The organism is Mycobacterium sp. Root265 (assembly GCF_001428895.1).
GTDB lineage: Bacteria > Actinomycetota > Actinomycetes > Mycobacteriales > Mycobacteriaceae > Mycobacterium.
The window spans coordinates 531751-558569 of record NZ_LMJA01000031.1; the positions used below are offsets into that span (position 1 = coordinate 531751).

General features: G+C 65.7%; 28 protein-coding genes. 12 read left to right on the plus strand and 16 right to left on the minus strand.

What is annotated here, in order from left to right:
- Positions 1-4: 4 nt before the first annotated feature.
- From ASE48_RS28380 to ASE48_RS28405, 6 genes are read right to left on the minus strand one after another with little or no spacing between them, the layout of a single operon-like run.
- Entirely contained in the window at positions 5-619 is a 615-nt protein-coding gene (locus ASE48_RS28380; RefSeq protein WP_057170480.1) for a TenA family protein, read from the minus strand.
- Positions 616-1173 (minus strand): TenA family transcriptional regulator, encoded by a 558-nt coding sequence (locus ASE48_RS28385; RefSeq protein WP_057170481.1) that lies wholly within the window; start codon positions 1171-1173, stop codon positions 616-618. Before ASE48_RS28385 ends, ASE48_RS28380 begins: the two co-directional genes overlap by 4 nt.
- Before the next feature lie 45 nt (positions 1174-1218).
- Positions 1219-1680: a ribose-5-phosphate isomerase gene (locus tag ASE48_RS28390; RefSeq protein ID WP_057170482.1), complete on the minus strand. Its 462-nt coding sequence runs from the start codon at positions 1678-1680 to the stop codon at positions 1219-1221.
- On the minus strand, positions 1677-3395 hold the full coding sequence (locus ASE48_RS28395) for a dihydroxyacetone kinase family protein (protein ID WP_057170483.1): 1719 nt from the start codon (positions 3393-3395) through the stop codon (positions 1677-1679). Before ASE48_RS28395 ends, ASE48_RS28390 begins: the two co-directional genes overlap by 4 nt.
- A 29-nt stretch (positions 3396-3424) precedes the next feature.
- On the minus strand, positions 3425-4195 hold the full coding sequence (locus ASE48_RS28400) for an SDR family NAD(P)-dependent oxidoreductase (RefSeq protein ID WP_057170484.1): 771 nt from the start codon (positions 4193-4195) through the stop codon (positions 3425-3427).
- 11 nt (positions 4196-4206) lie between these two features.
- The gene (locus ASE48_RS28405; RefSeq protein ID WP_057170485.1) at positions 4207-5037 is read right to left on the minus strand and encodes a sugar phosphate isomerase/epimerase family protein; all 831 of its coding nucleotides are present in this window, start codon (positions 5035-5037) and stop codon (positions 4207-4209) included.
- Positions 5038-5239: 202 nt separating this feature from the next.
- Here ASE48_RS28405 and ASE48_RS28410 point away from each other — a divergent pair, with 202 nt between their 5' ends.
- The 5 genes from ASE48_RS28410 to ASE48_RS28430 are packed head-to-tail and all read left to right on the plus strand — an operon-like array spanning position 5240 to position 9725.
- Positions 5240-6583, plus strand: a complete 1344-nt coding sequence (locus tag ASE48_RS28410) for an MFS transporter (RefSeq protein WP_057170732.1) — start codon at positions 5240-5242, stop codon at positions 6581-6583.
- A gap of 8 nt (positions 6584-6591) precedes the next feature.
- Positions 6592-7431, plus strand: coding sequence for a transketolase (locus ASE48_RS28415; protein WP_268766336.1), 840 nt, complete (start codon positions 6592-6594; stop codon positions 7429-7431).
- Complete coding sequence (locus ASE48_RS28420) at positions 7428-8411, plus strand: transketolase family protein (protein ID WP_057170487.1); 984 nt, start codon at positions 7428-7430, stop codon at positions 8409-8411. Before ASE48_RS28415 ends, ASE48_RS28420 begins: the two co-directional genes overlap by 4 nt.
- A gap of 39 nt (positions 8412-8450) precedes the next feature.
- Complete coding sequence (locus ASE48_RS28425; protein WP_057170488.1) at positions 8451-9110, plus strand: GntR family transcriptional regulator; 660 nt, start codon at positions 8451-8453, stop codon at positions 9108-9110.
- 30 nt (positions 9111-9140) lie between these two features.
- Positions 9141-9725, plus strand: coding sequence for a TetR family transcriptional regulator (locus ASE48_RS28430; RefSeq protein WP_057170489.1), 585 nt, complete (start codon positions 9141-9143; stop codon positions 9723-9725).
- A gap of 1 nt (position 9726) precedes the next feature.
- Here ASE48_RS28430 and ASE48_RS28435 read toward each other — a convergent pair whose 3' ends face one another.
- On the minus strand, positions 9727-10302 hold the full coding sequence (locus ASE48_RS28435) for a TetR/AcrR family transcriptional regulator (RefSeq protein WP_057170490.1): 576 nt from the start codon (positions 10300-10302) through the stop codon (positions 9727-9729).
- 108 nt (positions 10303-10410) lie between these two features.
- Here ASE48_RS28435 and ASE48_RS28440 point away from each other — a divergent pair, with 108 nt between their 5' ends.
- From ASE48_RS28440 to ASE48_RS28455, 4 genes are all read left to right on the plus strand, one after another.
- The gene (locus ASE48_RS28440; RefSeq protein ID WP_057170491.1) at positions 10411-11241 is read left to right on the plus strand and encodes a mycofactocin-coupled SDR family oxidoreductase; all 831 of its coding nucleotides are present in this window, start codon (positions 10411-10413) and stop codon (positions 11239-11241) included.
- The gene (locus tag ASE48_RS28445) at positions 11238-12041 is read left to right on the plus strand and encodes a mycofactocin-coupled SDR family oxidoreductase (RefSeq protein WP_057170492.1); all 804 of its coding nucleotides are present in this window, start codon (positions 11238-11240) and stop codon (positions 12039-12041) included. Before ASE48_RS28440 ends, ASE48_RS28445 begins: the two co-directional genes overlap by 4 nt.
- Positions 12042-12123: 82 nt before the next feature.
- On the plus strand, positions 12124-12864 hold the full coding sequence (locus tag ASE48_RS28450) for a carboxymuconolactone decarboxylase family protein (protein ID WP_235571693.1): 741 nt from the start codon (positions 12124-12126) through the stop codon (positions 12862-12864).
- Positions 12861-14303: an aldehyde dehydrogenase family protein gene (locus ASE48_RS28455; RefSeq protein WP_057170494.1), complete on the plus strand. Its 1443-nt coding sequence runs from the start codon at positions 12861-12863 to the stop codon at positions 14301-14303. Before ASE48_RS28450 ends, ASE48_RS28455 begins: the two co-directional genes overlap by 4 nt.
- 53 nt (positions 14304-14356) lie before the next feature.
- On the opposite strand, the gene ASE48_RS28460 is transcribed toward ASE48_RS28455, so the two are convergent.
- Entirely contained in the window at positions 14357-14767 is a 411-nt protein-coding gene (locus ASE48_RS28460) for a MarR family transcriptional regulator (protein ID WP_057170495.1), read from the minus strand.
- A 64-nt stretch (positions 14768-14831) separates the two neighbouring features.
- Between ASE48_RS28460 and ASE48_RS28465 the strand changes: the two genes are divergently transcribed.
- The gene (locus tag ASE48_RS28465) at positions 14832-16715 is read left to right on the plus strand and encodes a PD40 domain-containing protein (protein ID WP_156409406.1); all 1884 of its coding nucleotides are present in this window, start codon (positions 14832-14834) and stop codon (positions 16713-16715) included.
- A gap of 41 nt (positions 16716-16756) precedes the next feature.
- Here the strand turns inward: ASE48_RS28465 and ASE48_RS28470 are convergent, their stop codons facing one another.
- On the minus strand, positions 16757-17647 hold the full coding sequence (locus tag ASE48_RS28470; protein ID WP_057170497.1) for an NAD(P)-dependent oxidoreductase: 891 nt from the start codon (positions 17645-17647) through the stop codon (positions 16757-16759).
- Between the two features lie 9 nt (positions 17648-17656).
- Positions 17657-18049 carry a carboxymuconolactone decarboxylase family protein gene (locus ASE48_RS28475; protein WP_057170498.1) on the minus strand — a complete coding sequence of 131 codons (393 nt, stop codon included), beginning with the start codon at positions 18047-18049 and terminating at the stop codon, positions 17657-17659.
- A gap of 447 nt (positions 18050-18496) precedes the next feature.
- Here ASE48_RS28475 and ASE48_RS28480 point away from each other — a divergent pair, with 447 nt between their 5' ends.
- Positions 18497-19126, plus strand: a complete 630-nt coding sequence (locus ASE48_RS28480; protein WP_057170499.1) for a TetR/AcrR family transcriptional regulator — start codon at positions 18497-18499, stop codon at positions 19124-19126.
- A gap of 9 nt (positions 19127-19135) precedes the next feature.
- Here the strand turns inward: ASE48_RS28480 and ASE48_RS28485 are convergent, their stop codons facing one another.
- From ASE48_RS28485 to ASE48_RS28500, 4 genes are read right to left on the minus strand one after another with little or no spacing between them, the layout of a single operon-like run.
- Positions 19136-20035 carry an alpha/beta hydrolase gene (locus ASE48_RS28485; RefSeq protein WP_057170500.1) on the minus strand — a complete coding sequence of 300 codons (900 nt, stop codon included), beginning with the start codon at positions 20033-20035 and terminating at the stop codon, positions 19136-19138.
- Positions 20036-20047: 12 nt separating this feature from the next.
- On the minus strand, positions 20048-21502 hold the full coding sequence (locus tag ASE48_RS28490) for an aldehyde dehydrogenase family protein (protein ID WP_057170501.1): 1455 nt from the start codon (positions 21500-21502) through the stop codon (positions 20048-20050).
- A gap of 30 nt (positions 21503-21532) precedes the next feature.
- A complete protein-coding gene (locus tag ASE48_RS28495) occupies positions 21533-22813 on the minus strand; it encodes a cytochrome P450 (protein WP_057170502.1) in 1281 nt (426 codons plus the stop codon).
- Positions 22810-23034 (minus strand): ferredoxin, encoded by a 225-nt coding sequence (locus tag ASE48_RS28500; RefSeq protein WP_057170503.1) that lies wholly within the window; start codon positions 23032-23034, stop codon positions 22810-22812. Before ASE48_RS28500 ends, ASE48_RS28495 begins: the two co-directional genes overlap by 4 nt.
- A 214-nt stretch (positions 23035-23248) precedes the next feature.
- Here ASE48_RS28500 and ASE48_RS28505 point away from each other — a divergent pair, with 214 nt between their 5' ends.
- Positions 23249-24091, plus strand: coding sequence for a mycofactocin-coupled SDR family oxidoreductase (locus ASE48_RS28505; protein ID WP_057170504.1), 843 nt, complete (start codon positions 23249-23251; stop codon positions 24089-24091).
- Here ASE48_RS28505 and ASE48_RS28510 read toward each other — a convergent pair.
- Together ASE48_RS28510 and ASE48_RS28515 are read right to left on the minus strand one after the other, a co-directional pair.
- Complete coding sequence (locus ASE48_RS28510) at positions 24084-25145, minus strand: tartrate dehydrogenase (RefSeq protein WP_057170505.1); 1062 nt, start codon at positions 25143-25145, stop codon at positions 24084-24086. The two genes, ASE48_RS28505 and ASE48_RS28510, sit on opposite strands and share 8 nt — an antisense overlap.
- Positions 25142-26746, minus strand: coding sequence for an SLC13 family permease (locus ASE48_RS28515; protein ID WP_057170506.1), 1605 nt, complete (start codon positions 26744-26746; stop codon positions 25142-25144). The genes ASE48_RS28510 and ASE48_RS28515 overlap by 4 nt, the downstream gene beginning before the upstream one ends.
- Positions 26747-26819 lie beyond the last annotated feature (73 nt).

A 26819-nucleotide genomic window follows, 5' to 3' on the forward strand; every position in this document is an offset into this window, starting at 1 on the left:
CGGGTCAGGGCGTCAGTGCAGCACTGAAGAACTCCAGCTCCAGCCGCATCGCGCGCCGGTAAGCCTGCCGAATCACCGGGCTGTCCTCGCCGTGCTGGTCGAGGAGCCGTTCCAGCAGTGCGGCGATCTCCTCGAAACCCGGGTCGGCATAGGTCTGCACCCACTGTGCGTACGGCCCGGCCGCGCCCGCATCCAGGTGTGCCCCGATGTGGGCATAGAGCCGCATGCAGGGGGTCATCGCCGCGCACACCACCCCGAGCCCTCCGGTCGCCGCGGTCGCCAGCAGAAACTCGGTGTAGGCCAGCGTGGCGGCCGCGGGTTTCACCCCGGCCATGTCGATGCCCCAGGAGGCTGCGTACCCGGCGTGCAGGCCCAGTTCTTCGCGCACGCCGGCCAGCAGATCGGCGAAGGTCAGCAGCGTCGCGGTGTCGGCACTGCGCGCCAGCGCCAAAGCGTATGCACGGGCAAAGGATTCGAGGAAGAACGCGTCCTGCGCGATGTAACCGGCGAACAGTTCCCGTTGCAGAGTGCCGTCCCCGATGCCGCGGACGAACGGGTTGGCCAGAACCTCGGCGGTGATATCGGCGTTCTCCGACCACAATTGAGCAGACAGCGTCATGCCAGCGCCATATCCCAGAAAGCCACCTCGAGCTTCAGCACCGCATCGACCTGTTCGGTGTGCTCGCCCGGTGATGCCAGTGCGCCCAGCTCGTCGACATAGCCGGCGAAGTCCGGGGTCGTCCAGTGCTCGACGAACTCGTCCAGTGGCGCCGCGGCCGGCGCGGCGGAGGTCCAGCCCAGCAGGTAGACCCGCTCGATGACCCACAGGGCAGTGATGGCGGCGTCATGGGGCTCGTCGTCGAGACGCTGCAGCAGTTCGCGGTAGGCCAGCGTGGCGGGCAGCGGTGCGGCGGCCAGATCGATACCGCGGCGCACCGCCTGTTCCTCGAACCAGTCCAGCTCGGCCACCAGGGCGGCGCATCCGCCGACGAGCACCTGCTGGGCGCCGCGCGGTGCCCGGGCCAGCAGCCGGGACTGGAAGATCAGCAGATCGGCGACGAACAGCGCGTCCTGGCGCAGCCACTTGTCGAAGGCACCATCGGTGATGGTGCCATCACGCACCGCGTCGAGGAACGGGTGCCTGGTGGCAGCCGTCCAGAGGTCATCGGACACGGCACAACCCTAGCCGTGCCGTGCGGACCCGACGCCGCTACCCCGTCACACGTTCTGCGGTTCGTACCCGCAGATCGCGGCGACCTTCTCCGCCGATGCGGAGGCCGGATCGAACTGGTAGCCCAGCCATTCGGCTGCCAGCCGACGTGCCAACTCGACACCCACGACCCGCTGCCCGAAGCACAGCACCTGGGCATTGTTGCTCAGTACCGCGCGTTCGACCGAGAAGCTGTCGTGGGCGGTGACCGCGCGTACGCCGGGCACCTTGTTGGCCGCGATGGCCACTCCCAGGCCCGTACCGCAGATCAGCAGCGCCCGGTCGGCTTCCCCCTCGGCCACCATGCGGGCCGCGGTGACCGCCACGTGCGGGTAGGCGGTGTGTTCGTCGGGGCCGACGCCCACATCGACCACGGAATCCACCCGCGGGTCGGACTCCAGGTCACCGCGCAGGATGTCCTTGTACTGCAATCCGGCGTCATCGCAACCGATCACCACGCGCAGGGTCATGCCGTCTCCTCGATCAGTTCGGCCACGGTGTGAATACACATGGCCAGTGATGTGGCGCCCGCGTCGGGGGTTCCGACGCTGCGTTCTGCCAGTGGTCGGGCCCGGCCGACCTTGGGTCGAAGGTCGGCCGTCTCGGCGGCCGCTTTCTGGGCGGTCTCCACGGATTCCAGCCAGGCTGTGCGCCAACCGGTTCCGCCCTCGACTGCGGCCTCGAACGACTCGATGAAGGGTCCGAGCGCATCGAGCATGGTCTTGTCGCCGCGCTCGGCACGGCCCAGCGCGACCAGCGCCTCCTGCCCGGCCCGCAGTGCCGAGACGATGTCGCGGCCACCGGGGGCACCCCGGTTGCCCAGCGTCGTCCCGGCGGCGCACAGAGCGGCACCCCACAGCACGCCGGAGGTGCCGCCGGCCTTCGCCGCCCACGCTTCGCCGGCCGCGGTCAGCACCGATCTGGTACCGCCGCCCGAGTTGACCGCGACGGCGGCGGCGCCGGCCGCCGCCGTGGTGCCCTTGACCATGCCGCGTCCGTGGTCACCGTCCCCGGCGACCGCGTCGATGCGCCCGAGTTCGTGCTCGGCATTCACCATCTGCGCGGCGATCCTTGAAATTCCCTGAGCGACAATCGCGGCCACCTGCCGGGAATCCGCGTCGCCCTCAACGGTCTGCAGCGCAACAGCACCGGCGACGCCATCGGCACGCCGGGTCCCCGCGCCTGCCGTGACCGTGCCCTTGCGATAGGCGGGCGTGTCGGCCGGCGCCGTCCACAACCGCTCCAGTTCGTCGTCGAGCCACATCACCGTCAACGAGCAGCCCGCCATGTCCAGGCTGGTGACCAGTTCTCCCACCTCGGGTGACACCACGGTGTGTCCCGATTCGGCGAGCCGCTCCGCCACTGTCTTCCACACCACGAACAACTCTTCGTATTTGGTGCGGCCCAAACCATTGAGGATCACCGCGATTCGCCCGGATGACCCGGCCGGCTTCTCGGCAAGCACCCCGGCGACCAACAGGTCGGCGAGTTCGGCGGCCGTGGGCATCTCATGACTGGAGACACCCGGTTCACCGTGGATACCCAGGCCCAGATCCATCTGGCCGTCCGCGACGACGAACAGCGGACGACCCGCACCGGGCATGGTGCACCCCTCGAACGCCACGCCCAGTGTGCGGGTCGCCGCGTTGGCCTTGACGGCCACCCGCTCGACACCGTCGAGATCGGCACCCTCCTCGGCCGCCGCGCCGGCACACCGGAACACCGTGAAGTCTCCGGCGATACCGCGCCGCTTGCCGATGTCTTCGACTGCGGCACTGGCGATATCGTCGGTGACCCCCAGGTAGCGGGCGTCGATGCCCTCGGCCCGCAGCGCAGTGACCGCGAGTCCGAAGTTCATCACATCGCCGGCGTAATTGCCGGTGATGAGCAGCACGCCCGCGTCGCCGTGCGCGGCGCGGGCCACCGAAGCAGCCTCGTGTGCCGACGGGGAGGTGAAGATGTTGCCCACCACCGCGCCGTCGGCGAAGCCGTGCCCGACCACCCCGCAGAAGGCGGGGTAATGGCCAGAGCCGCCACCGACGACGACTGCCACCTTTCCTGCCGGTGTCTCGGTGGCACGCACGACGCCGCCGGGCACGCCCACCACGTAATGCGCGTTGGCGTCCAGGAAGCCGGCGAGCATGTCCTCGGTGAACGTGGCCGGGTCGTTGAACAGACGTGTCATGGCACGGACCTCATCCAGGTGAAAGGCGACTAGTGAATGTGGCTGCCGCCGTTGATGTCAACGGTGGTCCCGGTCAGGTAGCTGGCGTCCTCGCTGGACAGGAAGGTGATCACCGCGGCGATCTCCTCGGTGGTGGCGGTGCGCCCGACGGGGATGGCGGCAGCCAGCGCGGCCTCCTGTTCATCGGTGGATCCGACCCGGATATTGGTGTCGACCGCGCCCGGGGTGACGGCATTGACGGTGACGCCCTTGTCGGCGACCTCGCGGGCCAGCGCCTTGGTGAAGCCGAGGATGGCGGCCTTGGCCGAGGAGTAGGGCACCTTGCCGAACACGCCGCCACCGCGCTGCGCGGACACCGAGGACATGTTGACGATGCGGCCCCAGCCCTGCTCGATCATCGCGGGCAGGAAGGCGCGGGTGACGAGGTAGGTGCCGGTCGAGTTGACGGCGAACACCTTGTTCCACAGTTCCAGGGTGGTTTCCAGGAACGGCACCGGGGAGGTGATGCCCGCGATGTTGGCCAGCGCGCCGATCGGGGGCAGGTTGCCTGCGGTGACCTCAGCGGCGACGGCGTCATAGGCACTGGTGACCGATTCCTCGGAGGTGACGTCGATGCCGTAACCGAACGCCGGTACCGCGTACTGGTTTCCGATCTCGGCGGCGACCTTGGCGCTCTTTTCGCCGTCGAGGTCGAGGATGACGATGGCCCAGCCCTCCCGCGCATAGCGTGCGGCGACGGTCGCGCCGATGCCCTTGTCGGAGGTTGCGCCGGTGATGACGGCGGTCTTCTCGATACTCACAGTGTCTCCTTCTAGATCAGTTCGGAAATCAGTTGGCCGCCGGCGGCTGTCGCCGCGGGTCGTTCGTCGTGGGTGATATCTCGGGTCTCCAGCTCCAGGGAGAAGTGGCCGGTGTAACCGGCGTCCGCCAGTGCCTTGAGTCCGCGGCCGAAGTCGACGGCCCCGTTGCCCACCGAGAGGTTGATGTTCCCGGGCACCGCATCGCGGATGTGCACGTGCGCGATACGCGCACCGATCCGTCCGATGTAGTCCACCGGGTCGCCGCCGGAAGCCACGATGTGGCTGAAATCCATCACGATGCCCACCCCGGCGTCGAGTCGTTCGTGCAACGCCTGAGCCCGGTCGATGTCACAGCACAGCCGATGGAAGTGCAGGGATTCGGTCCAGAGCTCGACCCGCCCCCCGGCGGCGATGTGCGCGGCCGCGGTGAGTTCGTCGGCGACCAGGTCCAGGTCCTCGTCGAGGGTGGACACCGGTTCGTGAGCCAGCGCCCCGCAGGGCAGCACCAGCGCACGCGCGCCGGTGGCCGACGCGAGGGCGACCAGCATGTTCAGGTGGCGCACTCGCGCTCGCTGCTGATCTGTGTCCAGCGGCGCATTCAGGTCGCCGATATCGCCGTTGATGGATCGGACCGTGAGCCCGGACGCGGCGACCGTCGTGGACACCTCGTCGACAGCGGCTTCGTCGAGCACGTACGGCACGTGATCGCAGACGCCGGGCAGCGCGCCCAGATCGATTTCCCTGAAGCCCAGCCCAGCGATCGTCGCCAGCGCCTGAGCCAGATTCTGGTGCCGAAAGCTGATGGTCGAGCACCCGAGCCTGCTGCTGAAACGGCTTGTCATGTCACCTCCCGCGTTGTGATGACTGACACAGTAACCGAGTTGACTGTTAACAGTCAACGGGCAACATTCGGTTGATGTTGACTGTTGACATTCACTGTGGGCGTGCTCACACTGGGTGACGCACCGCACTGTTGACCGTCGACAGTGACCGGAATGGCCAGTCGGAACACCAGGTAGAACTGGATTTGAAAGGATGTCCACCATGAGCGACGACGCTCTGAAGATGCGGGGTCCGGTGCATGGCACCAAGGACGCCAAGCGGGTAGCGATCGGCTCCGGTGTCGGAGCCGTCATCGAAACCTATGACTTCATCGGGTTCGGCACCGCAGCCGCGCTGTACTTTGGCACCGCCTTCTTCCCGAACTCCAGCCCGGTGACGGGGACCCTGCTCGCGTTTGCGACGCTCGGCGTCGGGTTCGTCGCCAGGCCACTCGGCGGCATCATCGGCGGCCACCTCGGCGACAAGGTGGGCCGCAAGCCGGTCCTGGTCGCCTCGCTGATCCTCATGGGCATTGCGACCTTCGCGATCGGATTGCTTCCCACCTACGAGACCGTCGGCGTGCTGGCCCCGATCCTGCTGGTGACCGTGCGCATCATCCAAGGTCTCGCGTTCGGTGCCGAGTGGGGCGGCGCCATCCTGATGAGCTACGAGCACGCCCCGTGGAAGAAGAAGGGCCGCTACACCGGCATCGTCCAGGCCGGCTTCCCGGTCGGGCTGCTCATCGCCAACCTGGTGTTCTTCTTCAGCATCCACCTCGGTGGCGACTGGGCGTGGCGGGTGCCGTTCCTGGCCAGCGCCGTCCTGGTCATCGTCGGTCTGGTCATCCGGGCCAAGGTGCCCGAGTCCCCGGTGTTCGAGGACGTCAAGAGCGAGGGCAACATCATCAAGTCGCCCATCATCGAGGTGGTCAAGACCGACTGGCGGAACATCTTGCGCGGCATCGGCCTTCGCATTGCCGAAACGGCCGGCTACGCGGTGTCCATCACGTACATGCTGTCCTACCTGAAGAACGCCGAACTCGCGACCAGGTCCCAGACCATCGGCGCCCTGTGCATCGCATCGGCGGTCGGCATCTTCGCCACCTTCGCCTGGGCAAAACTCACCGACAAGATCGGACGCCGCCCGCTCTACCTCTGGGTGTGCGCACTGGGCATACCTTTCGGCGTGCTGATGTTCGTCACCGTCAACACCGGTGTCTTCATCCTCATCGTCGCGACGTTCGTCATCGCCTACGGCGTGTTCCAGAACGCGCTGGCCGGCTCGCAGGGCGGGTGGTTCCCCGAACTGTTCAATGCGAACACCCGCTCCTCGGGTGCCTCCCTGGCCTACCAGATCTCCGCGATCGCCTCGGGCTTCACGCCCTTCATCACCACGCTCCTGTACGAGGCCTACGGCTGGTGGGGCCCCGCCCTGCTGTTCAGCGGCTACATGGCCATCGGGCTGATCGCCGCCATTCTCACCCGCGAAACCTGGGGACCTCGGGAGCGCATGCTGGCCGAGGAAGCCTCGATCAGCACTCCCCTGCCACACGGGGCGAGCGTCTGATGCCCGCCGTGAGCACAGCGACCATCGACCTCCGCAGCCAGAAGGTCACTCAGGCCGCCTACCGGATACGGCACCACGCGCTGAACATGGGCGAGGCCCAGGGCCAGGGCTATGTCGGTCAGGCGCTGGGGGCCGCCGACATGCTGGCCGCCGTGTACGTCGACCAGTTGCGTTACCGCGCCGACGATCCGCACTGGGCCGGCCGCGACCGGTTCTTGCTTTCGACCGGTCACTACGCCATCGGGTTGTATGCCGCGCTGGCCGAGGCCGGCATCATCGACGTCGACGAACTCGAGACCTACGGATCCGATGACTCCAGGCTGCCGATGTCCGGAATGGCAAGCTACACACCGGGTATGGAGATATCCGGCGGTTCTCTCGGTCACGGTCTGACGGTGGCGGTCGGGATGGCGCTGGGATTGCGGCACCAAGGCTCGGATGCCCGCATCATCAACTTCCTGTCCGACGGTGAGCTCGATGAGGGTTCCACGTGGGAGGCCGCGATGGGTGCCGCGCACCACGGACTGGGCAATCTCATTGCGATGGTGGACATCAACGCGCTGCAGGCCGACGGACCCACCGCTGGTGTGCTGCGCACCGAGCCCGTCGCCGACAAGTGGGCCGCATGCGGGTGGCATGTGGCGCGGGTGGATGGCAACGATGTCGACGCGCTGCTCGGCGCTTTCGACGCCGTCAGCACCAGCGTGCCGTCGGTCATCCTGTGCGACACCAAGGTCGGCCGCGGTGTGCCGCTGCTGGAGAACCGCGAGAAGGCGCACTTCATGCGCATCGACGAGGACGAGTGGCAGATCTGCCGCGACCAACTGACTGAGGGATATCAAGCATGAGCACGCCCACCAAGCTCAAGACATCGGCGATGATCGCCTCGTTCGCCGATCCGGGCCAGAAGACCACCCCGGCCCCGTTCGGGCACGCATTGGTCAAGGCCGCCCAGGCCGATGACCGGATCGTCGGTCTGACCGCCGATCTGGGCAAGTACACCGACATGCACATCTTCGCCAACCGGTTCCCGGACCGGTTCTTCCAGATGGGGATGGCCGAGCAACTGCTCTTCGGCGCCGCTGCGGGGATGGCCGAAACCGGTCTCGTGCCGTTCGCGTCCACCTATTCGGTGTTCGCGGCGCGGCGCGCGTATGACTTCATCTGTCTGGACATCGCCGAGCCGAACCTGAACGTGAACATCATCGGCGGACTGCCGGGCCTGACCACCGGCTACGGACCGTCCCACCAGGCCACCGAGGACATCGCCATCTTCCGCGGTGTGCCGAACCTGACCATCGTCGACCCCTGCGACTCGGTGGATATCGAGCAGGCCGTCCCGCAGCTCGCCGAACACGCCGGTCCGACCTACCTGCGGCTGTTGCGCGGAAACGTGCCCACCGTCCTGGACGAGTACGACTACCGTTTCGAGCTCGGCAAAGCCAAGGTGTTGCGCGACGGGGCCGACGTGGTGCTGATCTCCTCGGGCCTGATGACCATGCGGGCACTGCAGGCCGCCGAACAACTGGCTGCCCACAATGTCGACGTGGCCGTGGTGCACACCCCGACCATCAAGCCCTTCGACGCTGAAACCGTACTGGCACAGGTGGATACGGATCGATTGGTGGTGACCTGTGAGAATCACACGGTGATCGGCGGCCTGTTCGAGACGGTCGCATCGGCGGTGGTAACCCGCGGGATCGCCAAGCAGATCACCCCGGTCGCGCTGCCCGACGAGTTCCTGGCCGCCGGCGCGCTGCCGACCCTGCACGACCGTTACGGGCTCGCGACCGCGCGTCTCGTCGCGACGGTGCTCGAACGGCTGTAAAGTGTTGACATCTGAATGTTGACAGTCAAGGAGCGCAGGATGTCCGTGGATTCCACATCTCTGCTGCGCCTGGAGAAAACCAGCCTGCGCCAGCAGGCACTGACCGCACTGCGCCGGGCCATCACCACTGGCCAGCTCACCCCGGGCACCCACCTGGTGGAGACGGATCTGTCCGACGCACTGCAGATCAGCCGGGGCACCCTGCGCGAGGCGATGCGCCAGCTCCAGCAGGAGGGCCTGATCTCGGCAGGGGCCCGCGGGCGGCTCTCGGTACGGCACCTGGACGCCAAGGAGATTCGCGACATCTTCAACGTCCGCGCCGCGCTGGAGTCGATGGCCGCGCACGAACTCGCCTCCCGTCCCGACCGCACCGAGGCCGTCGCGACCCTGCGCCACGCGGTCGACGAGATGGATCGCTGGGCCGAGGCGAACCTGGAGGACCGGATCGAGGCCGACCTGCGGTTCCATCGCACCATGTGCCAGCTCACCGGAAACGAGACGCTGCTGCACCAGTGGACATCATTGGAGGGCAGCATCCGGATGTCGATCATGTTCGCCGGCGTCGACCGTGCCATCAAGAACATGAACGCCAAACGGCATTACGACATCGTCGACGCCATCGAATCCGGGGACGCCGCCTTGGCCGCAGCCACGGTCGCCGAGCACATGGCGGGCGCGGCGAGCACGCTGGTCGGCTGAACGGGCCCCCTTTAGGGGGACAATGGGGTCGTGTCGACGCCTGAGTTCGAAAAAAGCCTACGGGAGCGCAAGAAGATCAGCACCCGTGCCGCGATCCGCCGCGCGGCCCTCGAGCTGTTCGCGACGCGGGGCTACGCCGACACGACCGTCGAGCAGATCGCCGATGCCGCCGATATCTCGCCGCGCACGTTCTACCGCTACTTCGGGGTCAAGGAAGCCGTGCTGCTCGCCGACGATCAGATCGCGCCGATCGTGGCGGCCTTCGCGAAGGCACCCCCGGAACTGTCCATCGTCGCCGCCTACCGGCACGGGGTGGCCGAGGTGTTCGGTGCGCTGACACCCGAGGAACGAACGATTTTCGAGGCCGGCCAGCGGTTGACGTTCGACATTCCCGAGGCGCGCGGTCTGCTCTACGCCGAATACATCCGGTTGATCGATCTGATCACCGAGGCGCTCATCGAACGCCCCGATGCGCCCGCCGACGAACTCGGGCGCCGGGTCATCGCGGGTGCGATCGTCGGGGTGCTGATGGCGGCCTCAGACAACACCCCGATGCCTGAGGGTTCCCTACTGGCGGCGCTGTCCCAGTTGGACGACAGGTTGTCCGGCGGCTGATCTATTTTGCTGCAGCTCTTTTCGTCGCTTCATAGCCCGCCGTGAGCCAGTACACGGTCCGATCCAGCGCGGGCAGGATATCGGTGGTCGCGATCTCACCGGCCACGAACCTGCCCAACAGTCCATAGACCACGCTGGACAAGACGGTGTTCAGGTCGGCGACGAATTCGTCATCCACATCGGCCATCAGCTCAAGACCTGCCGGCCCGACGATGTCGAGACCCCGCCGAAAAAGGCGTTGCCCGCTCGCCGATGACCGCGCCCGGAAGTAGGCCGTCAGCATCCCCGGATTGCGCTCCCACGGTTCGAAGATGGTGCGAAACAGCGACATCATCGCCTCGTGCAGAGACTCCCCCTCGGCCCGACGATGCGGCGCGACAGCGGAGTACCGATTCTCATCCAGCCACACCTCGAGCGCCGCGAGGATCAGGTCCTCACGGGTGGTGTACCGCTTGTAGATGGTGGCCAACGACGAGCGGGCGCGGCGGGCCACCTCACGCAACTGCACCGCGTCATAACCCTCGGTTTGCAGGATCTCGACCACGACGGCGAGCAGCCGGTCATCGATCTCCGCCATCGCACACCCCCTTGCCCATCGTCAGTAACTTGGTTACCGTACCCCCAGTAACCCGGTTACTCCGGAGCGCCGCACACGGAGGCGGCACCCGCAACGAAGCGAGGATTCATGGGCTCATTGGACGGCAGGGTCGCCTTCATCACCGGCGTGGCACGCGGACAGGGCCGCAGTCACGCCATCAAGCTGGCCGGCGAGGGCGCCGACATCATCGGCATCGACATCTGCGCCGACATTCCCGCCAACGGCTATCCGATGGCCAGTCGTGACGAATTGGACGAGACGATCGCACTGGTGGAGGCCGCCGGGGCGAAGATGTTGGGTACGGTAGCCGATGTCCGCGACTTCTATGCCGTCCGGGCAGCGGTCGACGCCGGGGTAGCGCACTTCGGCCGACTCGACATCGTCTGCGCCAATGCAGGAATCGCACCGACGGCTTTCCGCGAGGTCAGTATCGAAGAGGACCTGGACATGTGGTCCGCAGCCATCGACGTGAATCTTATCGGCTCCTTCCACACCGCGAAAGCCACCATCCCGCACCTGATCGCCGGTGAGCGCGGCGGCGCCATCGTGTTCACCAGTTCGACGGCCGGGCTCAAGGGTTTCGGCGGCTCGCAGGGCGGCGGCCTCGGTTACGCGGCATCCAAGCACGGTGTCGTCGGCCTGATGCGTACCCTGGCCAACGCCCTTGCCCCCCACAGCATCCGGGTCAACACCGTGCATCCGACCGGTGTCAACACCATGATGGCGAACAATCCGGCGATGACCGCCTTCCTGGAGCAGTACCCCGGCGCGGGGCCGCATCTGCAGAACCCGATGCCGGTGTCCATGCTCGAACCCGAAGACATCAGCGCGGCGATCGGCTATCTGGTCTCCGACGCCGCCAAGTACGTCACCGGGGTCACGTTCCCGGTCGACGCCGGCTTCTGCAACAAGCTATGAACGGCCGGGTCGAGGGCAAGCGCGTCCTGATCACCGGCGCGGCGCGCGGTATGGGCCGCAGCCACGCCGTCCGACTGGCGCAGGAGGGTGCCGATCTGATCCTGATCGACATCTGCACTTCGCTTCCCGAGGTGGAGTACCCGCTGTCCACCGAGGACGATCTGGCCGAAACTGCGCGACAAGTAACAGAACTAGGCCGTCGAGCGGTGTCCCACGTCGTCGATGTCCGCGACGCGGAGGCGCTCGCAGCCGCGGTAGATGCGGGGGTTGCCGAACTCGGCGGTCTGGACGCCTCGGTGGCCAACGCCGGGGTGCTGACCGCGGGCACCTGGGACACCACCACATCGGCGCAGTGGCGCACCGTCGTGGATGTCAATCTGATCGGCACCTGGAACACCTGCGCCGCTGCGTTGCCGCACCTGGTCGAGCGCGGCGGAAGTTTGATCAACATCAGCTCGGCGGCGGGGATCAAGGGCAGCCCGCTGCACACCCCCTACACAGCGTCCAAGCACGGCGTCGTCGGCATGAGCAAGGCACTGGCCAATGAGCTTGCGGCGGTGAATGTCCGCGTCAACACCGTGCATCCCACCGGTGTCGAGACTGGCATGCAACCCGCTTCGCTGCACACCCTACTGGTGGAGAAGCGGCCCGATCTTGGTCCGATCTTCCAGAACGCACTGCCCATCGTGATGGCCGAGGCCATCGACATCAGCAATGCGGTGCTGTTCCTGGTCTCCGACGAAGCCCGCTACGTGACCGGCCTTGAGTTCAAAGTCGATGCCGGCGTCACCATCAGATGACCGGCCACCAAGAAGGAAAACGATTGTGACGCTGATCGATACAGATCGTCTCGAACGAGGCCGGCAAGCCTTCGCCGAGGTGATGACATTCCCGGCCCCGGCCGATACCGCGCCCTCCACCACGAGCATGCTGGACTTCGTGTTCGCTGAGGTGTGGCAACGGCCTGGCCTCAGCCGCCGCGACCGCCGGTTCGTCACGCTCGCCTGCGTGGCAGACGCCGATGCCGAAGCTCCGCTCCGCGATCACGTATACGCGGCGCTGAACAGCGGAGACGTGAGCATCGTCGAAATGCAGGAAACGGTACTGCATTTCGCGGTGTATGCCGGCTGGCCGAAGGCATCCCGCTTCAACATGATCGTCGACGAACAGTGGGCCCGTATTCACCGTGAACGCGGCGAGCAGGTACCGCCTCCGCTGCCGCTGCTGCCGCTGCCGACGCCCAGTGATCCGGAGGCCCGCCTTGCTGTCGGCGCGCAGTCTTTCAAGGACATCAATTGTCTGGAGTTCGCGCCGAATCAGGACAATCCGTTCCAGGGCGCGGGGATCCTGAACTTCGTGTTCGGCGAGATGTGGTTGCGACCTGGGCTCGGCATGAAGGAACGCCGCCTGATCACCGTGGCGTGCGTGGCGTTTCAGGACGCCCCCTACCCGATCCTCAGCCACGTCTACGCCGCGTTGAAGAGCCGTGAGGTCTCCTTCGACGAGATGGACGAGTTGGCACTGCAGTTCGCGGCCTACTACGGCTGGCCGAAGGGATCTCACCTCAATCAGGTGATCGGGGAACAGAAGCAACGGGTTACCCAGGAGTGGGGATCGGAATGACCGGTGCACCAGTCGGATTGTTGATCGGCGGGGACCGGATCACCTCGACGGAGACCTTTCACGAGCACATCTTTCCGGCGACGGGGCGTCCCAATGCGACCGTCGCGTTGGCCGGCGCCGCGGACGTCGACCGTGCGGTCGTCGCCGCACGCGAAGCCCAACGGGAGTGGGCGGCGCAGACCGTCGATGTGCGTCGTGACCGGCTGATCGACCTCGCCGACGCCGTCCACCAACACCTGGACGAACTGGCCACGCTGAACGTGCAGGACTACGCGGTACCGATATCGTTCGCGGGCACCGCGCACATGCTGGAGGGCTTCCTGCGCCATTTCGCCGGCTACGCCGACAAGATCTCCGGATCGAGCACGCCGGTGAGCGGATCGTTCGACGTCAACCTCGTCGAGCGGGAACCCTACGGTGTGGTTGCGGTGATCGCACCGTGGAACGGGTCGCTGGCGGTCGCCGGTTCCTGTGTCGCACCGGCCCTTGCCGCCGGGAACGCCGTCATCTTCAAACCATCCGAGCTCGCGCCGCTGGCCGCACTCCGCTTCGGCGAACTGTGCATCGAAGCCGGGCTGCCCCCGGGTTTGGTGAACGTCCTGCCCGCCGCGGCCGAAGGCGGCGACGCCCTGGTCCGCCATCCCGGTGTGCGCAAGGTGCACTTCACCGGGGGCGGCATCACCGCGCGCGCGGTGATCCGCGCGGCGGCCGAGAACCTGACGCCCGTGGTCGCCGAGCTGGGTGGAAAGTCGGCCAACATCATCTTCGGCGATGCCGATCTGGATCAGGCTGCGATGCTGTCCGCGCACCAGGGGCCGCTGATGCAGTCCGGGCAGAGCTGCGCATGCGCGAGTCGGTTGCTCGTGCACGCCTCGGTGTACGACACCTTCGTGGAGAAGTTCCTGGCAGTGGTCGGCTCCGCCACGGTGGGCGACCCGTTCGATCCGAACGTCAGGTTCGGTCCGGTCATCTCCGAGGGCTCGCTCACCCGCATCCTCGAAACTGTCGATACCGCGGTGCGCACCGGCGGCGGGGAGCTGCTCACCGGCGGCAAGCGGATAGGCGGCGAACTGGCGCAGGGCTTTTACGTCGAGCCCACGGTGTTCGCCGACGTGGACAACGCGTCACCGCTGGCGCAGACCGAGACCTTCGGTCCGGTCGTCTCCATCATCAGGTTCACCGATGACGACGAGGCTGTCCGAATCGCCAACGACACGGCCTACGGACTGAACGCGTTCGTGCACACCCGAGATCTGCGGCGTGCGCACCGGGTGGCCCAGGCACTGGAATCCGGCTCGGTGTGGATCAATTCGACGAGCAGGATCTCACCGCAGGGGCCTTACGGCGGATACAAGCAGAGCGGCTTCGGGCGCACCGGCGGGTGGGAAGGTCTGCAGGAATTCCTGCAAATCAAGAACATACGGATCGGGCTGGGCTGAAAGCTCAATCGTTCCGCTGGTCGAGCGACGAGCCTGCATGGTTGGCCTAGCGCTCAGTCAAGAAGGGCGTCGGCAAGTTCTTCCAGCGCTGCGAGCGCCCGCCGCGCCGCGGCTTCACTGCCCAGTTCCTCTGTGAAGATGGTCAGCAGGGGTGGCGTGCGACGTCGGCTGGCGCCCTGCAGCATCGGACTTGGGCCGATGATCGTCCGCCTCCGGTCGGACTCGTCGGCAGCTGTGACAAGGAGACCCCGCCCCACCAGTCCCGCGACACATTTGGACACGTAACTCTGGGCGAATCCGGTCCGCGTGACGACGTCGCCGATGGTGCTGCTCGGATGGAACATGACGTCGCCGATGATCAATTCTTCTGCAGGATCGGGACGCACATCACCGGGCGCAAGCTCCACCTGCCGGGAGAGTTCGACCAAACGCCGCCCGAGGCGGTGCAGTCGCTGGCGTTCCATGGTTGCTAATCTAGCACCAGAGATGTATCTCTAGAGATGTATTAAAGATTCCGAAGGAGCCCGCATGCACTCGGCACGTACCGCCGGCGTCCGCCTGGGCGCAGCCCTCCTGGTGGTTGCCATGCTGGGCGGCTGCACGATGGGAACTGGCGAGAATCCCTCTCCAACAGGTTCTTCGGAGGTCGAACCGGTCGCTGTACGCGAGCTGCCCTTGCCCCCCACCGCCCCATCGGCCGAGGTCGGGTCGTGTAGCCACCCGACAGGGTGTATCGATGGCGGGGACCGCGGTATCGCGGAAGGACCTAGCTATACCCCGGATGGCAACCACATCCTGCTGCCGATTCGTTACGCAGGCGCTCCGGGCGCAACCGATCCCCGCCATATCTTCACCGGGGACCAGGTCATCGCCATCAAGACCGATGGAACCACTTTCAGCGACGGGGAGGCGTGGCGATGCCTGACATGCGGTGTGTCCAATTCTGTCGGCGCAAATCGTCAACCTTCCGGTGCCGGGGACATTCTGGTCGACCACCCCCAGATATTTCGCGACGGCACGCGAATGCTGCTCGGCACCAATGTGTTCGACTGCGGGTCGCATCGAATACTAGACGACGCATGCACACCGGCTGAGGCCACGATCTACCCGATCACTCCCAACCGACCGGGCATGAGCATGCGCGAACTCCGGTTGCACCCCGACAACGAGCATCTCGGGTTCAGCGAGCCGAGTCTCGTCAACGGTGTTTTTGTCGATCAGCTCGCGGTGGTGAGTGGGCTGAACTTCAACCGCCCGAAAGCCCGATACGAACTGAGTGATGTCACCTACCTGGTCCCGCACGATTCGAACTTTCGCGGGATGGTCGATGCCACCCCCGGTGACCCGACTCGTCTGCAGCTGAACGAACCCGCCGCGATGATCGGCGAGTTTCGCGGCTTCACCCGTGACGGTAAGGCGGCGCTGGGAATAGGGACCTACGACTCGTGGAACTTCGATCTCTTTATCACAGATCTCAAGAGTGCTGCTTCCCAACGCATTTCGTATGATGCGGCGTACACCGACCCATCGATAACCTCACCTGACGACGAGTGGGTCGTATACATGGATGGTCGCGTGAGTGATCGCATGCGCTTTGTCGGCGCACTGCCGGGTGTGCCCCCGATCGTCGATCTGGTGAACACCGGGGCGGTGCAGTTCTTCTACAACAACGGACACCGCCGATTCTTCCAGCCCTTCATTGCACGAATTGATGACCCCGGTGCCACCCAGCAGTTGAACGCCTGCGATGACGCCACTCCGGGCAGTGGAAGCGTCTGCGACCCCCTGTGGAACGGCCGCGCTGATCCGGCATGGTCTCCAGATGGAACAGCGATCGTCTACTGGCAGGCCATGGTGGTGGCGCCGGCATGCGGTCCGGATCAGCCCACCGCGACGGCGTGCCCGACGTCGAAGGAACCTGGCGGGCGGGCCACCAGACTCATGATTGCCGAACTGACCGACAGGCAGCCGCGTGTGGCCCCCCAGCCGCAACCGTTCGACATGGATATTCCTTGGGCAACCCGGGTGAATCCAGGTCAGCGCCTGCCCGCGCGTCGGCACCTGCCTGCGGGGACCTACACCCTCGACGGGGACGCGTCAGGCAAGGCGACCGTCAGCATCACCGAAAACGCCGACCGGACCGCGATCTCGCGCATCGACGTCGACTATGAGAACTTCAGTCGCGATGGCGCGAACATCGTCAACGGCACTGAATCGGCCACCTCTGCGCCGTATACCTGGCACTCAAACGTGACGCTCAGCGGAAAACACACCGGGTCGAGGTCGACCATCGGACCCACCGGTTTCGTGGTGACCCCTCCCTCGAAACCCGACGGCCGCGCGACGATCACCGGCGAGTTGGTCACAGTACTCGACGGCGAGAAGTTCACATCCCCACGCACCGGACAATGAACAGATCCACAGGATTCAGATGTCGAGACCGCGCACGGGTGTCAGCGACGTCCTCCGACCGTCACACCGGCCGCTTCTTCGATCGGCTTGATCACCGAGGTGAAATCGGAGTCCGCACCGGTCTCACGGAGTACCACCTCCCAGAGTCGCTCCACGGCCTCGGCGATCTCCAGTGACAGTCCTGCGGCCTTGGCCTCCTCCAAACACAAGCGAATGTCTTTGACCATCAGTCCGGTGGCGAAGCCGTAGTCAAAACTTCGCGGCAGGATGGCCTGCGGGAACTTGTCGCGACTGGCGTGGGTGGCGCCCGAACCGGCGTTGAACACCTCGATCATCACTGCAGGATCCAGACCCGCCTTGACACCCATCACCACCGCCTCCGAGGTCGCCGCCAACGTGGTCGCTGCCAGCAAGTTGTTGGCCAACTTCATTGTTTGTGCCGATCCGGCCTGTTCGCCCACGACGAATACCCGGCCCAGAGTCTCCAGCACGGAACGCACCGACTCGACCTCGGCAATCGGGCCCGAGACCATCATGGCCAGCGTGCCGTTGCGGGCGCCGGTAACTCCGCCACTGACCGGACTATCGATCTGAGCGATTCCCCGCTCTGCCAGCGCGCCGGCGATGCGCACCGCCATTCGCGCTCCCACGGTCGACAGATCGATGAATCTCTTCACCCGTGAACCGTGAATGAGCCCGTCCACACCAGTGGCCACATCCAGGGATGCCTGTGGCGAAGGCAGGCTGGCCAGGACGGTGTCAGCCCGGTCGGCAACATCGTGGGGTGAGGACGCGACCTGCGCGCCGAGGGACGCCAGCTGACCGATCACCTCCGGGCGGGCATCGAAGGCCACAAGGGCGTGGCCGGCTTCTATGAGGCGCAGCGCCATCGGAAAGCCCATGTGGCCCAAGCCGATGAATCCAACGTCCACATCGATCCCCTATTTCTCGGCACTCGGGTCGAGGTCGGCGAAAACCTCGCCGGCAATACGGAAGCTGTCGACGGCGGCGGGCACGCCGGCGTAGATCGCCACCTGTAAGAAGACCTCCCGGATCTCAGCACGGGTGACGCCGTTCGTGAGCGCACCCTTGATGTGGGTACGCAACTCGTTAGGCCGGTTGAGGATTGGAAGCATAGCCAGATTGAGCATGCTGCGCGTCTTCAGGGACAGCTCCTCACGACCCCATACCGCACCCCAGCAGTACTCGGTCACAAGGTCCTGCAGCGGGCCGCTGAAGTCGTCGGCTGCGGCCAGCGCCTTATCGACATAGTCCTCACCGACGACGGCTCTGCGGATCTGCAAGCCCCTGTCATAGGTGCCGCCGTCGGTCATGCCCAAGGCTCGTCACCGGCGATGATGGATCGCTGCATGGTCCCTTCCCAGGACGCTACGCAGGGCACCGCCCGAGAAGGCATGCCGGTGTTATCCGTCGGATCAAGGTTGACCAGTCGCTGGGCGACCTCGAAGCTATGCACCACCCGCGGAGGCTATCGCGTTCCAGCGACTATGCATACGGCGACGTTTACTTTTCTGCGGTGCGCAACCTCCTGCGAGGTTCGTTGGCCGAGGGAAGTATGCCCCGCACGAAGAGTGCCACTGCATGATCGAGGTGTTCTTCTTCCACGTCGGGACTACCCGCAGACCAAGAACACCCGTATCGGTCTGGGCTGAGCTGCCGCGTCAGTACTGATCGATCGATCGGTCGCACTGTTACAATTCGCCATGCTCTACACGCTGCACGGCGGGCGTCAGCGCGGCCTATCGGCGCGGGGCGACTGAGTGGCGACCGCCCGCACACCAAAGACATCAGATACCGGCGCCCGGTTCAGGCTCATCGAGGCCACCGCGAAACTCATGCGAACCGAGGGTTACGCGGCCGCCACTTCCCGGCGGGTGGCCGCTGAAGCCGGCGTGAAACAGGCGCTGGTCTACTACTACTTCCCCACGATGGACGATCTGTTCGTAGAGGTACTACGGGCCGGCGCCGACGCCTCGCTCGAACGGATGCGTGCCGCGCTGGCCGACGCGGATCCGTTGCGCACGCTGTGGGAGATGAACAGCGACTCCCGGCTGACCGGCCTCAATACCGAGTTCATGGCACTTGCCAACCATCGCAAAACAATCCGCACCGAGCTTCGTGCCTACGCGGAACGGGTCCGCGATATCGAGACCGCCGCCGTCGCCGTCGCGCTGCGCGCCAGGGGCGTGGACCTCGACAGGTTTCCGCCGGTGGCCGTGTCGATGCTCATCGCGCAGACCGCACGCAGCCTGTGTAACGAGGACGCGGTCGGCGTCACACTCGGGCACGCCGAAATGCGTGCCTTCGTCGATGCCCAGCTCGCGCTGTTCGCCGAGGCGTCGAAAGCCGCGCCATCCGACGGTGCGCCACACGCCGGCGGCGGCGGATAGCACGCGCGACTACGCCGCCAACCGCTCACGCAACCAGATGCTCTGTGCGCGAATGAAGTTCCGCGCGACCTCCGTCTGCCGCGCGACAGCGTCGAAGCCGTGGAAGGCGCCTGGGACGGTGCGCAATTCGGTGTGCACGCCTGCGGCTTTCAGCCGATCGGCGTAGCGCACCGCCTCGTCGTGGAGCACATCGAGAGTTCCCACCCCGATCCAGGACGGTGCAAGGCCGTGTAGATCTGCCTGCCGGGCCGGCGCGACCCTGTCCGGGTCTGCGTCGCCGAGATAGGCAGACCAGCCCAGCCGGTTGCTCGCCGCGTTCCACAGCCGACGGGTGCCGGAATCCGGATCTGGACGGCACCCGGTCCGGTCGTCGAGCATCGGGTAGATGAGAACTTGTGCAGCCAAGCTGATCTCACCGCGATCCCGGATACGAAGCGCCAATGCGGCGGCGAGTCCTCCGCCCGCGCTGGCGCCGGCCACGGCAATCCTCGTAGGATCCACATCGGCATGGTCTGCCAGCCAGGACAACGCCTCGTCACAGTCGTCCAGTGCCGCCGGATACGGGTGTGCCGGAGCCAGCCGGTAGTCCACCGCAGCCACCGTCGCCTCGGTGTCGGCGGCCAGACGTGCGCACAACGCGTCGTCCATCCGCGCGTCGCCGAGCATGAAGCCACCACCGTGAATCCACAGCACCGCGCTGCCGTTGTCGCCGTACGGCGGCCGGTGCACGCGCACCGCGACACCGGAATCCAAGGTGGCGGTGTGTAGCCCAGCGGGTGCACGACGCGCCCGGATCGCGGGAATGCGCCGGAACAGCGACAGTGTCCGTGGCGTCACCAGCGTCCGGGGCAGCACCCTGGCGTATCTCCGGAGTTCGGGGTGGAACACCGCCTCGGAGTTCCCGGGCATCAAAAGACCGCCCTACAGCTGGGTGTAGACGGCCTTGGTCTGCAAATAGCTCTCGATTCCTTCCCTGCCCCACTCGTAGCCCCACCCCGACTGCTTGTAGCCACCGAAGGGCATGACGGGGTCGAAGACCATCTGACAGTTCAGCGACACCGTGCCGGACTGCAGCCTCTTCGCCAACTGGTGGGCCCGGCTGATGTCGCGGGTCCAGACGGTCGCCGCCAGGCCGTAATCCGAGTTGTTCGCCAGCGCCACCGCCTCGTCGTCATCGTCGAAGGGGAGAACGGTGACGACAGGTCCGAAGATCTCTTCCTGATACAGCCGCATCTGCGGATCGACATCGGCCAGCACGGTGGGGTGCACGAAGTATCCCCGTCGGTCCAGGCGGTGGCCGCCTGTCACAACCTCGACGCCGTCCCGCTTGCCCTCATCGATGTACCCCAGTACCCGATCGAGCTGCTTGCCGCTGATCAGGGGGCCGATCATGGCGTTGTCGTCCTTGGGCCCACCGAGTTGCAGTGAATTGGCAATGCCGGCAATCCCTTCCACCACCTGCTCATAGACGCCTCGTTGGACGAAAATGCGGGATCCGGAGATGCAGCCCTGCCCCGAGTGGATGAAAATCCCCATCGCCGCCATGGTTATCGCCATGCTCAGATCGGCATCGTCATAGATGAGTACCGGCGATTTGCCACCCAGTTCCAAGGTGACGCGCTTGAGGTTGCCCGTCGACGCGGCCACGATGCGCTTGCCGATCTCGGTCGACCCGGTGAAGGCGATCTTCTCGACATCGGGGTGCTCGGTCAACGCCGCCCCGGCGGTGTGGCCGTAGCCCGTCACCAAGTTCACCACACCCTCCGGCACTCCCGCCTCAGCGAGGATGCGCATCAGGAGCAATGCCGACAGCGGCGTCTCCTCGGCCGGTTTGACCACGCTGCTGCACCCCGCCGCCAACGCAGGGGCCAACTTCGTGCACGCGTTGAAAACCGGTCCATTCCAGGGGAATATGAGACCGACGACGCCGTAGGGTTCCTTGAGGGTGTACCCGTGCATCGTCGAGTAGGCGCCGGTGATGCCACCGGTCATCTGGATGTTGTGCGCTATTCCATTGACCTTGGTGCACCATCCGGCGTAGTACCGGAAGATTTCGGCACCCGTGGCCATGATCATGTGCGCCTGGTTGTACGGCATGCCGGTGTTGAGCGAATCGATCTGCGCGAGATCCTCGGCGTGCTCGTCGATCAGATCCGCGATCCGCCACATCACCTTGGCACGCTCGCTGCCCGGTTTGCCCTTCCAGACCTCCGATTCGAAGGACGCCCGGGCGCGGGCGACTGCGACTTCCACGGCTTCAGCGCCGCCGTCGGTGAACTCGACAATGTGCTCTTCGGTGGCCGGATCGATCACGGGGATCAGATCTCCCGCGCCCGGTCGCTCACGGAGCTCGTCGAGCAATGCCTGCATGGTCATGCGTGTCTTCTCCTCGTGACGGCGTACTTGTCAGGCCGACGGTGTGTACTCGATGCGCAACTGCGTCAGCCCGCGCAGCAGGAAGGTGGGTTCGTAGGTGTAGTCACGACGGTCGGCCGGGCCGTGCACCGACTCGTCGATCCGGATGTCGCTCATGCGATCCAACATTCGCCGCACGGTGATCTGTCCTTCGACACGGGCGAGCGGAGCGCCGGCGCAGGTGTGGATGCCCCGCCCGAACGCGATGTGCTCGCGCACGTTTTTCCGGTCGGGCCGGAACTCGTGCGGATCTTCGAATTTCCGGGGGTCCCGGTTGGCCGCGCCCAGGCAGAGCATGACGATCGAGCCGGCCGGCAGATGCACACCGCCGAGCGTGGTGGTCTTGCGGACCAGCCGGAAGTCGATCTTCGTCGGGGAATGCATCCGCAGGGCTTCCTCGATGAACGTCGGAATGCCACCTGGGTTGTCGCGAAGCGTCTGCTGGTACTCCGGCCGGTCGCCGAGGGTCTGCACCGCGGCGCTGAGCAGTTTGGTCACGGTCTCCTGGCCGGCGGCGAAAAGGAACGTCGCAGGTTTGGCCACTTCGATCAGTTCCGGCGTCGACCCGTCCGGGTAGACCGCGGTGGCCATTCCCGACAGCACGTCATCCTGCGGCGCCCGGCGGCGTTCGGCGAGGTACCCGACGAACTTGTCGTCGAGGTATTGCAGCGGGTCCAGCCCGACCGGCTCGCCGTCGAGCGCGCCCACCCGATTACCCTCGGGCCGTTCGGCACCGAGCGCTGCCAGGAACTCCGGACGGTCCTCGGCAGGGACACCGAGCAGGTCGATGATCGCCGACGTGGCAAACGGCTTGGCGTACTCGGTGAGGAACTCGCACCGACCGTTGTCGATGATGGCGTCGATGGAGTTGTCCACCAACTTCCACATGTACTCTTCGTTCTCTTTTAGCCGCCGGGGTGTCAGCAGCTTGCTGAGCAACGATCGCGCCTTCTCATGCGCCGGCGGGTCCATGACCACCATGTGCTCATAGATCGGAAACAGGTGCCGGTGGGCCTCGATCTGTTCACTGATGTCGTCGCCCTCGGGCGTGAACGGCAATGGCGGGAACGGGCCGCCGATGGCATTGACCGCCGAGAACGATTCGTGGTCCTTGAACGCCGCCATCACTTCCTGATAGCCCGTCACCGCGTAGACACCGAAGTGCGGCTCGCGGGTCACCGGGCCTTGCTCACGCAGGAAATCCCAATATTCGTATGGGTTCTGGCTGACGTCCGGGTCGGCGAAGAAGTTGACGGTTGCGAGATCGGTCATGGGACGGGTTGTCCTTTCGGGTCGTCGATGAGGCTGATCGCCCCGCGGGGGCAGGCGTCGATGGCTGCGCTGACCTGATCCCACATGTCGGCAGTGGGCTGCTTGACGCACTCGGCGACATCGTCGTCGGAGAGGTCGAACACCTCGGGAGCCGATTCGAGGCAGAGGGCATGCCCCTCGCAAAGACGCGGATCGACCCACAGTCGCTTTCGCACGGTCATGCCTTGCCGCCTCCCATCACCGGATCCACCATCCCTTGATCGATCGATCAGTTTTGTTGAGTGCGCCATACTTATCACGATGATCGGACGGTGGTCAATCAGGCAAACAAAGCCGCGGCGCACACTGGTTGACAGTCTCCCAGATCGATGCCACGCTTCCTGATCGATCGACAAAATTGGTCGATCGATCGACGCACAGAATCGAGGTGGCCACATGGGTACAGGCCGAGTCGAAGGCAAGGTCGCCTTCATCACCGGCGCCGCGCGCGGTCAGGGTCGCAGTCATGCGGTCCGACTGGCCGAGGAGGGCGCCGACATCATCGCGGTGGATGTCTGCGGTCCGATCAGTGCCGACAGCCAGATCGCACCGTCGAGCCCCGACGATCTGGCGCAGACCGCCGACCTCGTCAAGGGACTGAATCGCCGAATCGTCACCGCCCAGGTCGACGTCCGCGACTTCGATGCCCTGCAGTCCGCGGTGGACAGTGGCGTGGAACAGTTGGGCCGTCTCGATATCATCGTTGCCAATGCCGGCATCGGCAACGGCGGTCAGACGCTGGACAAGACCAGCGAAGCCGACTGGGACGATATGATCGGCGTCAACCTCTCCGGGGTCTGGAAATCGGTCAAAGCCGCTGTACCGCATCTGATCTCCGGCGGCCACGGCGGATCGATCGTGCTGACCAGCTCGGTCGGCGGCCTCAAGGCCTACCCGAACACCGGTCACTACATCGCGGCCAAGCACGGTGTCATCGGCCTGATGCGCACCTTCGCCGTGGAGCTCGGCCAGCATTCCATCCGGGTCAACGCCGTCTGCCCCACCAACGTGAACACACCGATGTTCATGAACGAAGGGACGATGAAGCTGTTCCGCCCCGATCTGGAGAACCCGGGCCCCGACGATCTCGCCGTCGCGGCGCAGTTCATGCACGTTCTGCCGGTCGGCTGGGTGGAACCGGTCGACATCAGCAATGCCGTGCTGTTCCTTGCATCCGATGAATCACGCTACGTGACAGGACTTCCCGTGACGGTCGATGCCGGGAGCATGCTCAAGTAGAAGAGGGCAGCGCGGCGATCAGCGCAGCGGTCACCTCGGCGGTCGACGCCGTACCTCCGAGATCTGCTGTGCGCATGCCTGGCTCAGCGAGGGTCGCGGCCATGGCGGTCATCACGTCATCGGCCGCGGCGGCGTGCCCGAGATGTTCGAGCATCAGCGCCGCCGACCACACCGCACCGATGGGGTTGGCGATACCCCGTCCGGCGATGTCCGGCGCAGATCCGTGGACGGGTTCGAACATCGAGGGGTTCTGCTTCGTCGGATCCAGGTTGGCCGACGGTGCAATGCCGATCGAACCCGCCACGGCGGCGGCCAGGTCGGAGAGGATGTCGCCGAACAGGTTTGACGCGACCACCACATCAAAACGCTGCGGCTGCAGGACGAACTTCGCCGCCAACGCGTCGATGTGCTCGCTGTCGAGCCGGACCTCCGGGTAGCGCGCCCCGCGCTCGGCAACGACCTCATCCCAGAACGGCAGGGTGTGCACGATGCCGTTCGATTTCGTCGCCGACGTCACGTACTTACCGCGTGTCATCGCGAGCTCGAAGGCGAAGTCGGCGATCCGACTGACCCCGACCCGAGTGAAAACCGATTCCTGGACCGCCATCTCGTCGGGGAACCCGCGGTTCAGCCGACCACCGACCTCGCTGTACTCCCCCTCGACATTCTCGCGGACGACGACGAAGTCGACGTCGTCGGCGCCGCGCAGTGGGCTCTGCACACCGGTGAAGACCTTGATCGGCCGCAGGTTGACGTACTGCCGAAAGGCCCGGCGGATCGGGATCAGCAGCCCCCACAGCGAGACGTGGTCGGGTACCCCGGCCCAGCCGACCGCACCCAGGAAGATCGCGTCGAACTCGCGGAGTGTCTCGATGCCGTCGGCGGGCATCATCGATCCCTCGCGCTCGAACCGCCGGCAGGACCAGTCGAACTCGCGGTATTCCAACGAGATTGCATGCCGCGCGGTGACCGCGTCCAGCACTTCGCGGGCGGCGTCGATCACTTCGCCACCGATGCCGTCGCCCGGGATGACGGCGATGCGCTGCGCGTTCACGCGCCGAGTCCCAGCACCGCGACCATCGCCGGCAGGAGCAGCACGATGAGGATGGCTCCGGCGATGTCGAAGGTCACCCCGGAACGGATCATGGTCGTGATCGGCACCGCGCCGGAGCCGTAGACGATGGCGTTCTGCGGCGTGGAGACCGGCAGCATGAACCCGAACGATGCTGCGAAGGTGGCGGCCAGGGCGGGCACGAAGGGGTTGACGCCGGCGGCGACCGCGATCGGGATGATGATCGGCACCACCACCGCGGCCGAGGCGGTGTTGCTGGTCGTCTCGGAGACCACGATGGCCAGCAAGACGGCGAAGATCGTGATGGCCACGACGCTCGTCAGGCCCAACGATTCTGCCACCGAGTTACCGATGGTCTCGGCGAGCCCGGTGTCGGCCAGCAGTGAACCGAAGATGATGCCGGTACCGAACAGCACGATCGTGCCCCAGTCGATGGCTGCGGCATCCTTCCACCGAAGGGTGAACTCGCGCTGTTCCCAATCGGTGGGCAGCAGGAAGAGCAGTGCCGCGCCGAACACCGCGACCGTTCCTTCGTCCAAACGGTCGCTGACCGCCGTGTAGACGTCGGAATCGTTGCCGAAGATCAGTGCGATGATGCCGGGCAGGATCCACAGCGACACCGTGATGCCGAACGCGACCAGGGTGTTCTTCTCGGCGCGGGACAGATCGCCCATCTCGGCGCGTTGTTCGGCGATGTAGTCCGACACCCCTTCGATGCGTTTGAGCTCGGGCTTGTTCAACGTGATCAACACGATGGCCAGCACCACGAACATCGCCAGGCAGATGGGTGCCGCCATGACCATCCACTGACCGAAACTGATCTTCTCGCCGGTGGCCTCTTCGATGAGTCCACGCCCGATCAGGTTGGGCGGGCTGCCGACGGGAGTCAGCAGCCCACCGACACTGGCCGAGTAGGCGAGCATGAGCATCAGCGCGGCGCCGACCCTCAGGCGCAGCGGGTCAAAGTCGTCGGCGACCTTTCCCTGCACCTGAAGGATTTTCGCGATGACCCCGAGGATTCCGATGGCCGTGGGCAGCAGCATCGCGACCGTCGCGGTGTTGGACACGAACGCCGACAGCAGACATGTGATGGCGCCGAACGCGACGATCACACCGGTGGTGGACTGTCCGACGCGCGGCAGCGCGAGGATCTTGAACGCGAACCGACGAGCCAGGCCGTGCTTGAGCATCGCCTGGGCGAGGATGAACGCGCCGATGAAGGTGAAGACGGTCGAAGAGCCGAAGGGCCCGAGCACGTCGTCGGCCGGTGCGACGCCCAGGAAGACGATGACGGCGACGCCCAGCAGCCCGCCGATCGGGATGGGGACGGCTTCGGTCACCCACAGCACGATGACGCCCAGCAGCACGCCCGCGAGCGTCTGCTGCTGAGGCGGGATGTTCATGGGCAGCACCAGGAAAGCGACCGCCACCACCGGCGCGAGGAACAGGCCGACCGTGCGCCGTCCCTTCTCGAAGCGCTCCTCGCCCGGGCTGAGCCGCTGTTCACCGAGACTGCGGTAGGTGGATCCGCCCATCAGGGCAGCGTCGACGTCGGTCTTTTTCGCAGAGTGCTCTGTGGTCATGGCCTCTCCCCGCATCGAGCCCACGCCATGTGACGCAGGTCACCAAACCTGATTACTCAGTGGTGCCCGTTCT